This is a genomic window from Inhella sp., assembly GCF_027532025.1.
GTDB lineage: Bacteria > Pseudomonadota > Gammaproteobacteria > Burkholderiales > Burkholderiaceae_C > Inhella.
This window is the reverse complement of record NZ_JAPZSY010000094.1, coordinates 1-2651: the sequence shown is the minus strand read 5'-3', so window position 1 is coordinate 2651 and position 2651 is coordinate 1. Positions and strand designations below refer to the sequence as shown.

General features: G+C 67.2%; 3 protein-coding genes. All 3 read right to left on the bottom strand.

Translation table 11 applies throughout. The features are described 5' to 3' along the window. The coding region (locus O9335_RS12195; RefSeq protein ID WP_298388443.1) for an ABC transporter substrate-binding protein at positions 1-340 on the bottom strand (340 nt) is incomplete at its 3' end. Positions 341-439: 99 nt separating this feature from the next. Next, the gene (locus O9335_RS12190; protein WP_298388441.1) at positions 440-1648 is read right to left on the bottom strand and encodes a CoA transferase; all 1209 of its coding nucleotides are present in this window, start codon (positions 1646-1648) and stop codon (positions 440-442) included. Continuing rightward, complete coding sequence (locus O9335_RS12185) at positions 1648-2439, bottom strand: enoyl-CoA hydratase/isomerase family protein (protein WP_298388439.1); 792 nt, start codon at positions 2437-2439, stop codon at positions 1648-1650. The genes O9335_RS12190 and O9335_RS12185 overlap by 1 nt, the downstream gene beginning before the upstream one ends. Positions 2440-2651: the final 212 nt, after the last annotated feature.

Here is a 2651-nt window from a genome sequence, read left to right as displayed (position 1 = left end):
CGGAGAAGGGGGCGAAGAAGAGCACGCCGGCCTTCTCGGCCTGGGGCATGGCGTCCAGACTCAGCGTGGCCGAGGCATAGCCGAAGAGGGCGACCAGGCCGCGGGTCTGCAAGAGCTTGGTGGTGTTCTCGCCGGCGGTCTTGCGCTGGTTCTGGTCGTCGAGCGTGACGAGTTCGATGGGGGCGCCGGCCACGCCGCCCTGGGCATTGACGGACTTGAAGTAAGCCAGGGCGCCATCGCGGATGTCCCGGCCGAAGGCGGCGTTGCTGCCCGTCAGCGGCGCCGACTGGCCCACGATCCAGGCGTTCTGGGCCTGGGCCGTGCCGAAGAGAAGTCCCACGACGCTCAACAACGCATGAATATAAATACTTGTACGCATAAGCAACCACTCATAGAAGTGCCGCCGAACTTGCGACTGGCTTATATGGTGGCAGCTGTGTCAGGTTTCGGCGATAGCGTTTCTACTTATGAAAACGTCCACCTGCGCATCGTCGTAGCCGAATTCCTTCATCAGTTCGCGCGTGTGCTGGCCAAGCAGCGGCGCGGGCCGCGTGATCTGGGCCGGTGTGGCCGAGAAATGGATGGGACAGCCCAGGGCCTGTGTCTTGCCGGCCAGTGGGTGCTCGAGTTCCACCACCATGTCGCGGGCCCGGGTCTGCGGATGGGTCAGCGCCTCGCCCACCGTGTGTACCGGGCCGGCGGGTACGCCCGCTGCGTCGAAGGCGGCCTGCCAGTGGGCGCGGGTGTTCTTGCGCAGCACGCCATTCATCAGCGTCACGAGTTCGTCCAGATGCGCCATGCGGTCGCGGTTGCTCGCAAAGCGCGGGTCTTCGCGCCACTCGGGGTGGCCCAGCACCTCGGCAATGCGTTCCCAGTTGGCCTGGTTGGCACCGCCGATGTTGATCCAGCCGTCGCTGGCCTCGAAGGCCTGGTAGGGCGCGGTCAGCACATGGGCCGAGCCCGTGGGCGTGCTCGATTGGCCCGTGGCGAAGAAGATGGCCGCGTGCCAGTAGAGCTGCTGCAGGGCCGCGTCACTGAGCGAGGTGTCGACGATCTGGCCCTCGCCGGTCTTGAGCTTGTGCACATAGGCCGCGATGATGCCCAGCGCGCCCAGGATGCCGGCGTTCATATCCGACACCGCATTGCCCGTCTTGGCCGGCGGTCGACCCGGCTCGCCTGTGATGGACATCAGCCCTGCGAAGCCCTGGGCGATCAGGTCGAAGCCGCCTTTGTCGGCATAGGGGCCGGTGCGGCCGTAGCCGCTGATGGCGCAGTAGATCAGGCCGGGGTTGTGGGTCTTGAGCACCTCGTAGCCCAGGCCCAGCTTGTCCAGCGTGCCGCCGCGGAAGTTCTCCACCAGCACGTCGGCCTGCTCGACCATGCGCAACAGGATGGCCTTGCCGTCCGCGTGCTTGAGGTCGATGGCGATGCCGCGCTTGTTGCGGTTCATCATCATGAAGGGCGCGCTCACGCCGTTGATCGCCGGGTCGCGGTAGCCGCGTGCGTCATCGCCGCCCGGCATCTTCTCCACCTTGATCACGTCCGCGCCCATGTCGGCCAGCAGCTGGCCGCAGGTCGGGCCCGACATGATCTGCGTGAGCTCCAGCACCCGCATGCCGGCCAGCGGCCCCGTCTTCTTCTCGCGCATCACAGTCCTTTCCACACGGGGGCACGCTTGTCGACGAAGGCCTGCACGCCCTCGCGGAAGTCGGCACTCCCATAGGCCGCGCGGATCAGGTCCTCGTCGGCGGGCAGCTGGCTCAGCGCGAGCCGGCGCAGGCCTTCCTTGCTGACACGTTGCGTGACCGGGGCCAGCGCGGCGAGCTTGTGCGTCAGGGCTTGTGCGGCCGCGTCGATTTCGCCAGGGGGAGCGATGGCCTGCAGGCAGCCGCAGGCCAGGGCCTCGTCGGCGCTGATCATCTCGGCCAGCAGCAGCATGCGGCGCACGCGCTGCGCGCCCCAGACCGATTGCAGGCGTGCGAGGTTGGCCATCGACAGGCAGTTGCCAAGGGTCTTGGCAATCGGCACGCCGAATTTCGCCGCGGGCGTGGCGATGCGGAAGTCGCAGCCCGTGGCGATCGCCAGTCCGCCGCCCACGCACCAGCCCTCGACCACGGCCACCGTGGGCATGGGCAAGCCAGTCAGCAGGTCCATGCAGGCGTCGATCTTCTGCTCGTAAGCCAGGCCATCAGCGCCGCCCTGGGCGCCATGGCCGAAGGCCTGGAACTGCGCGATGTCGGTGCCGGCCACAAAGGCCTCGCCACCGGCACCACGGAAGGTCACGACACGGACCGAGGCGTCCTGGTGCAGCTGGCGGCAGATCGCCATCAGCTGCTCGTACATGGCCCAGGTCATGGCATTGCGCGCCTGGGGACGGTCAAAGACGACCGAAGCCACACCGGCCTCGATGCGTAAGTGGACCTGGCCGGTATCACTCATGGTGGAGAGTCGAAGGAGAAGAAATGAGCGCGATGGGTTTCCATCGAGGAACGCCGTGGAACCCGCGCTGCCGGGCCACTGGCGTTACCTTCTGAAAGGGGGCGGGGGGCGGGCCAACGGGCACCCCCCCAGGGGGGGGGGGCATACACCCGACACATTGCCAACATGATAAACAATCCCCCCCTCCGTTGGTCGGCGGGGGGGAACCGGGG